The following is a 7290-nucleotide window of genomic DNA, read 5'->3' on the forward strand; positions in this document are numbered from 1 at the left end:
GTTGTAGCTTTTTTAGTAGTTAAAAATCTTAATTCCCCTCTTTTAATTATGGGAGCTGCTTTATTAGGTGTGCTTACAACTTATATGGTAGAACTTTTAGGCAAACATTCTAAAGTTACCAAAGATGCTTCTATTGGGATTGTGTTTACTTTTTTCTTTTCGGTAGCAATTATTTTGATAAGTCTTTATACAAGACACGAACATTTAGATACTGATGCTGTTTTTTTAGGCAATATTGAACTTACCCACATTAAACAACTCAAAAAAATTATTCCTCTTTTATGTCTTAATTTGTTGTTTGTGCTTTTCTTTTATAAAGAATTAAAAATCTATATTTTCGACCCTACTCTTGCTGTAATCCTCGGCTTTTCCACTACTTTAATTAATTATTTATTGATGTTTTTAGTTTCTATGACAGCTGTTATTTCTTTTGATGTAGTTGGTTCTATTATGGTAATTTCTTGTATGATTGGACCTGCTGCTACATCTCTTTTAGTTACTAAGAATCTATATAATAGCTTTTTGCTTTCTTTATGGTTTGCATTTGTGAATTCTAGTCTTGGTTATTATTTGGCAATTGGACTTAATTTACCAGTATCAGGATTAATTGCTTTTATGAATTTAGTGAACTTTTTGCTTTTTTTCTTCTTAGCCCCTAAAACTGGAATTGTTGCCAAAATGATTAAAAATAATTTGCAAAAAAAAGAATTTATGATTATTTCTTTACTAATTCATCTCAAAAATCATCAAGATCAATTACAAAAAAACCATTTTCAAGAGATTTATAAAGATCTAAAATGGTCTTTATCTCGTTATAATAAATGTCTTAATAATGCTTTAAAAAAAGGCTATATTCAAATAAAGCAAAATCAAGTAATACTAAATGATTCAGGAAACTATATTTTAGAAGAAAAAATTGCTCTTTGGATATAAAAACCTACACCCAACAAACAACTTCAATAAAGTGGGTTTTATCATATTTATAATGATTTTTATCATATTGAAAGAATTTTAAAACACTTAAATAAAAAAAATTAACCCTTTGCTAAGGTATTTTTTTAGCTTACCAACATCACAAATTTGATTTTGTTTTATAAAATTAAGTTATAATAAATATGGTAGCATTTATAAGTATATAGAAATTAGGAACAACACTTTCCTATTTTATATCAACACTTTATTATCACCAAAAACATCATGAATTATTTTTAACTTTGCACCGCAAAACCATAATTATCAAAAAAATTAATTTATTTGTTTAACTTAGAAAAAACTAAAATAAATTATAATGACAATAAAATATCTTATCATAACATTTAATGTAATACTTAAATGTCCTATAAAACTAAGGAGTAAAACGATGAAATTTATAGGTAAAAAAATATTATGTTTAGCATTAATATTAAATTTAGTTAATTTTTTTATTTTTATAGTTTTTAATGTTTGTAGTTTTAGTTTTTTTAAGAAGAAAAATCCTTATTTTAATAATAATGTTGTTTATGCACAGAAAGAAGAAAGTGCAAATAAGGGGAATAATAAAGATCAAAATGATGCAAAAGATAATCAATTAAATAAACCAAAAGAAGAAAAGCAAGAAGAACAAAAAGAAGGGTGTGGTTCTTGGTTGTGGAATAAAGTCAAAGAAGTTGGAACAGCTATTTATAATACATTGCCAGAAACTAAAGCCCCTGAAAATATTGACACACAATTATTAAACCAAATACAAGAAGAAATAACTGCCATTGAAGAAACAAAAGAACAAATTAAAGAATTAACCCAACAAGACGAAACATTAAAAAATATGTTAGAATCTGATGAAGCATATAAAAAAGCGGAACAACAATATAAAGAAGTAGAAAACAATTTAAAAGAAAATAAGTTTCAAGAAGCTTCCAATTTATTAAAACCTTCTCCAACTTGGTGGCAATCTTTTATAAGTTTTTTTCCTTTTGTGGATAATCAAACTCCTCAACCCTTAAAAGAAGCTTATAAAACTGCGTTGGATAATTTACAAAAAGTTAAACAAGTAAAAGAAGATTGGAATAAATTACAAAATATAAATGATGTACAAGAATATAAAATTCTTTGGGCATCTATTAAAGATAAAATTAATAATTTTTGGCCTTCTGCTAATGCTGATGTCACTCCTACACCTTCTGATTTAAATTCACAAGAAGAAATACCTGCTATTAAAAATTTTCTAAATAATCATAAATTTGCAACTAAATTGCTTGGTTGGTGTTTAGGAGAAAAAAGTAATGATGTTAAAACAATAGCTTCTAATTTAACAAACAGATTAGCTCAATATATAAGCAATAAAGCTGAGGAAAAACTTCAAAATAAAGTAGAACAAGCTAAAAAAGATGTTCCTCAAAAAGCTACAGATGCAGTTAAAGGCCACATATTTCAAGTTATTACCGCTGCTGTTGCTTTTACTGCTTTAGTTATTACATTTCTTTACTGGTTTATAATTAAAAAAATTAAAAAAAATCAAATTAAAAAACCACAAATAAGTAAAAAAGTTACCTTAAATAAAACAAAATAAACTTTTTTATTCTTAAATAATAAATAAGCAAAAACAATAATTTATTTTACATCATTTGCTATTATTATTTCTTAAATATTACATTATTAGTGTTTTTATTTCAATTTCATACGAAAAAAAAGGAGATTAATTTTTATGTTAAAAATTAACCATTTATTTAAAAAATTTCAAAATACAGAAGTCCTTGAAAATGTTTCTTTTCAATTGCCTCAAAAAGGATTAGTTTTTATTATTGGTAAATCAGGTTCTGGTAAGTCTACTTTATTGAATCTCATAGGAGGGCTTGACAAACCCACTAAGGGAAATATTACAGTTTTAGGACGAAACATTAATGAATTTGCTTCATTCGAACTAGATGCTTATCGCAATTATTTTTTAGGATTTGTTTTCCAAGAATATAATTTATTAGATAATTTAACAGTTTTTGAAAATATTCAAATGGCTTGTGCACTACAATCAAAACAAGTAGATAATTGGAAAATACAACAAATATTAAAACAAGTAGAATTGGATGGTCTAGAAACTCGCTATCCTAATCAACTTTCAGGAGGACAAAAACAAAGAGTAAGTATTGCTCGTGCTTTAATTAAAAATCCTAAAATGATTTTGGCAGACGAACCTACTGGTAATTTAGATGAAAAAACAGGACAAAAAATCTTTGAATGTTTAAAACAAATATCAAAAGATACCTTAGTTGTTATAGTTTCTCATGATACCCAAAGTGCTTATAAATATGCAGACCGCATTATTGAATTTGCTGATGGTCAAATTGCAAAAGACCTTACTAAAAAAGTAACTAAAGCTTCCACTGATAAACCCCAAATATTACAAAATAAAACTTATACCCAAGAAGAAGTTGCTAATTTATTAAAACAAAAAAATAATGCTATGGAACTAGATTTTGCACCCACTTTGGCAAATGAAAATTATAGTTCTCAACATCAAGCAATGCATTTGCCTTTAGTACAAACTCATATTTCCAAACAAACAGCTCTTTTAGTAACTCAAAATATTTTAAAAAATAATAAGAAATTAGCTTTTAAAAACATTTCTACATCTAGTAATGTTACTTTATTCTTAACTCTTTCTTTTTTAATATTTTTAAATAGGTTTCTTTGGCTTTGTAATTTAGGTTATGTCACACCAGAAAGTCAAGCCAAAACCAAAACATTTTGGTTGTTATTAGCACCTTTATTATTTCACATATATTTTTTAGGTATATCTTTTTATCAAATGATTATTCATATGAGAAATATTATCACCTTAAAAAACAAAGATATTGGCATTCTAAAATCTTTAGGGGTTTCTGATCGAGATATTCACAAAATATTTCATCATTTAAATATAAAAATAGTTATTATTCAATTTTTGGGAATTCCTTTATTCTTTTTGATATTTGTTTTATTCATGGCAATATCAGCTTCTTTGCAAGGCAAATTAGAATTCTTTTTAAAGTATTTGCACACCCTTTACTCATCTTTAAAAGAATTTATGCCTCTTTATTTATTTTTGGTAAATATAGTTTTATTTTTTGCTTTAGCTTTTGCTTATCCTTTTTTCTTAAATCATGTTTCAATCAAAAAACAATTAAAAAAAGTCTTAAAAAAAAATCCTTTAACTATTATTTTAACTGTTCCCAAAGCATAATTTTTTGAACCATTTCATTTATTAAGCATTAAGACAATCAAATTTTAATATAATATTTAAGATCAACTTTAAGTTGGTCTTTTTTATTTTTATCGACTAAATTGCTATCATTTCATGCATTCACCAAGTTATTTATATATAATATAATTTTTTCAAGCAATCAAACACCAACTAAAATTAATTACCAACTAAAAATTACTAAAAATATTATTTTATTTGACTACTTTTGTTGTATAATTTAGTTAGATAATGCCAATTTTATTTACTGCAATCTATCTATTTTAATTTATGAAAAATTTAAATTAATTGTTTTGCAACGCTTTAACCATTACTAAAAATATTATGAATTTATTTTTTATTTATACTACCCATTAAAATATTTCTAATAGCTTCGTTGCATTCAAATCCTTAAATTTAAATAAATTATTTATTTGCTTGAGAAAGGTTTGAAATTTATGCAAACTCCCCAAATTATTAAAGTTTCAAGCCCTTTGCAATCAGTTGTAAATACCCTCAATAAAGCTCGTGATTTAGTCAAAAAAGACGGTATTGACCTCCAAGTTACTAAGGTAAATTATTATACAGAAGGAACAGATTTAATTTCTTCTGGCAAAGCTGATGGTCTAATATATTTTAATATTCACGTTCTTAATTATCACAACGAAATTTTAAAAACTAACAATAAAGAAATGTTTGAATATGTTCAAGCCTTTTATTATTCTAAATATGGCCTTTATATTAATAAAAATCGCAATCCTGTTTTGAAAGATTTAGAATATGTTAAAAAACATTCTAATTTAAAAGTTCTTTTAGCTGTGACTTTTTCTTATATTTGTCCTTGCGATACTCCTCGTTCTTTGGTTTTGTTAAATAAATTAGGTTTAATTAAAATTGATCCAAAGTATTACAAGAAAAAAAGTTTGGCATTTCTTTTGAAGACCTGCAAAATCCTTACAATTTAGAATTTATTAAGGCTTCTCAAATTCCTGATAAATTTGCCCAAAATCCTCAAAAATACGATCTTATGGCGAACTGGCCTGCTTTTATGAATCCTTATCCTGATTTTGTCCGCATTGGAGCTACCATTGAAGGCAACGAAGAACCAACAGATGATTTTATTGCCTCTTATGCTATTGGACTTTCTTGTTTGAAAAGTCATAAAGATAGCGAACAGATAAAAACTCTTAAAGCCATTTTAAATAATCCTCAAGTAAAAGCATTTCATTTACAAGAAGGTGGCGCCCAACAAGATTATGTTATGGTTAAAGACCCAGAAAAAACTACTAAACATATCAAAGAATTATGGCTACAACATTAAAATTTCAAATAGATAGTAAAAATATTTTAGTTTATTAATATTGCCATTTTTTCAATTCTACAAACAATACCATCCCCAAATTAAAAACAACATTATAAAGCAAAAACAAAAAAGGAATTAACAATGGAACAAATAATTAAAATTGCAAGCCCTTTTCAAAGAGTACTTGATGCTCTTGTTGAAATTAAAGATGATTTTTTACAATACAACGCTAAATTAGAGATTTTAAGCGAACAAGAAGTTCAAGCCCAATATCAATTGTCAGGTAATGACGCCTTAAAACAAGGTTTGATTGATGATAATATTGGTAATAATTTTCATACTATGCAAGGATATAATCAAATTTATAAAACCAAAGAAGGAACTTTGCCTTTAACAATGCCTTTAACAATGGTAAGCCCCTTATTTCATCCTAAATATGTATTATACGTCCACAAAGCAAATACTTTAGGACTCAAAACTTTGGAAGATGTTAAAAAACACAAACATTTACGTGTTTTGTACGCCCTTTTTAATGAATTGCACATAGCTCCTTGTGATTTTGCTCAAAAAATTAGGACTCGTTGAAGTAAGCGAACAGACCATCAAAGAAAAAGGTTTTAATCTATCCTTAAAGGGTTTCAAAAACATTTATGATTTTGAATTTATTAAAACTTCGCATCTTTTAGAAATTCCTCAAAAATTTCAAGATACTCAAAAATATGATCTTGCAATTAATTGTCCTGGTATGATGAGAGATAGTAATTTTGTAAGAGTCGGTTCTATTGGTTTAGGCAAAGAAGAAAATATTGAACCTCAAGAAGATTTTTTTTATCTTATGCTGTTATTTTAGCTGCTAAAACAGGAACCGAGACAACTCCCAAAGTTACAATCCTTAAAAAAGTTTTAAATGACACTCATTATAGAAAAGTACAATTTTTACATGGTGGCACAACTCAGGATTATATTATGGTAAAAGACCAGAATGAGTTAAGAGAACAAATTCAACAAAAATGGTTATAATCAAATTATTCACATATTTTGTATTATAAGTGCCAGAAAGAAATAAAATGTTTGATGCTAAAAAACACGAAATAATTATGAAACATTATCACAATCCACAAAATCAAACCGATTTTCGACTTCCAGGCTATATTCCATTTGAAAAGCAAACTTCTTATTGTGGTGATAAAGTTATTATTCAATTAAAGTGTGATAACAATAAAATTATAGATATTAAATATGAAGCTAATGTTTGTTCTATTTGTGTTGCTTCTGCCAGTGTTATGTCAGTTTATTTGCAACATTTAACCAAAACACAAGCCTTAAATAAAATTAATCATTTTATGGCTATGGTACAAAATCAAACTTATGACAGCACTTTGCTTAATTCTGATCTAAAATCATTTGATATAGTTTATCAATTGCCAGGTAAAATTAATTGTGTTTTGTTGCCTTGGCAAACTTTGCAAGAATTCTTACTTGGATAATTTATTACAAAACTTTTAATATTTCATATTATAACAAAAATAAAATAGATAATAAATAATGATTATTACAACAAAAAAGACCGTTTAAAAACGGTCTTTTTTTATTATGAAATGCATTTTCAAACTCACTATTTTTTGTAATTAAGAAAACAAAATTATTCATCATCATTATTTTGATCTAAATCTAATGATTTATAAAACCCTTTTCTTTCTAAAACAGGGATGGGTTTTGTAAATGTTTGGGTGGTGGTTTTTTGTAAAAATTCTTGTAAAGATGTTAATTTGCAATCAATATTATCTAAATACCAAAG

The 7290-nt window shown here is 26.0% G+C and carries 8 protein-coding genes; all 8 read left to right on the plus strand.

The features are described 5' to 3' along the window. The coding region (locus OL66_RS02040) for a metal ABC transporter permease (RefSeq protein ID WP_034172266.1) at positions 1 to 933 on the plus strand (933 nt) is incomplete at its 5' end. Positions 934 to 1360: 427 nt separating this feature from the next. Continuing rightward, positions 1361 to 2545 (plus strand): hypothetical protein, encoded by a 1185-nt coding sequence (locus OL66_RS02045; RefSeq protein ID WP_238568795.1) that lies wholly within the window; start codon positions 1361 to 1363, stop codon positions 2543 to 2545. Positions 2546 to 2680: 135 nt separating this feature from the next. Beyond that, positions 2681 to 4192 (plus strand): ABC transporter ATP-binding protein, encoded by a 1512-nt coding sequence (locus OL66_RS02050; protein WP_034172267.1) that lies wholly within the window; start codon positions 2681 to 2683, stop codon positions 4190 to 4192. Between the two features lie 455 nt (positions 4193 to 4647). After that, on the plus strand, positions 4648 to 5154 hold the full coding sequence (locus tag OL66_RS04315) for a hypothetical protein (RefSeq protein ID WP_238568796.1): 507 nt from the start codon (positions 4648 to 4650) through the stop codon (positions 5152 to 5154). A gap of 62 nt (positions 5155 to 5216) precedes the next feature. Continuing rightward, positions 5217 to 5510 carry a hypothetical protein gene (locus tag OL66_RS04320; RefSeq protein WP_238568797.1) on the plus strand — a complete coding sequence of 98 codons (294 nt, stop codon included), beginning with the start codon at positions 5217 to 5219 and terminating at the stop codon, positions 5508 to 5510. 123 nt (positions 5511 to 5633) lie between these two features. Further along, positions 5634 to 6077 carry a hypothetical protein gene (locus tag OL66_RS04325; protein ID WP_238568798.1) on the plus strand — a complete coding sequence of 148 codons (444 nt, stop codon included), beginning with the start codon at positions 5634 to 5636 and terminating at the stop codon, positions 6075 to 6077. Further along, positions 6046 to 6342 (plus strand): hypothetical protein, encoded by a 297-nt coding sequence (locus OL66_RS04330; protein ID WP_238568799.1) that lies wholly within the window; start codon positions 6046 to 6048, stop codon positions 6340 to 6342. Before OL66_RS04325 ends, OL66_RS04330 begins: the two co-directional genes overlap by 32 nt. 217 nt (positions 6343 to 6559) lie before the next feature. Then, positions 6560 to 6979 carry an iron-sulfur cluster assembly scaffold protein gene (locus OL66_RS02065; RefSeq protein WP_238568800.1) on the plus strand — a complete coding sequence of 140 codons (420 nt, stop codon included), beginning with the start codon at positions 6560 to 6562 and terminating at the stop codon, positions 6977 to 6979. Positions 6980 to 7290 lie beyond the last annotated feature (311 nt).

The organism is Chrysanthemum yellows phytoplasma, assembly GCF_000803325.1.
Taxonomy (GTDB): Bacteria; Bacillota_I; Bacilli_A; order Acholeplasmatales; family Acholeplasmataceae; genus Phytoplasma; species Phytoplasma asteris.

Coding starts and splice junctions, on each gene's coding strand:
- OL66_RS02045 (WP_238568795.1), top strand. CDS start 1,361: ATGAAATTTATAGGTAAAAAAATATTATGTTTAGCATTAATATTAAAT.
- OL66_RS02050 (WP_034172267.1), top strand. CDS start 2,681: ATGTTAAAAATTAACCATTTATTTAAAAAATTTCAAAATACAGAAGTC.
- OL66_RS04315 (WP_238568796.1), top strand. CDS start 4,648: ATGCAAACTCCCCAAATTATTAAAGTTTCAAGCCCTTTGCAATCAGTT.
- OL66_RS04320 (WP_238568797.1), top strand. CDS start 5,217: ATGGCGAACTGGCCTGCTTTTATGAATCCTTATCCTGATTTTGTCCGC.
- OL66_RS04325 (WP_238568798.1), top strand. CDS start 5,634: ATGGAACAAATAATTAAAATTGCAAGCCCTTTTCAAAGAGTACTTGAT.
- OL66_RS02065 (WP_238568800.1), top strand. CDS start 6,560: ATGTTTGATGCTAAAAAACACGAAATAATTATGAAACATTATCACAAT.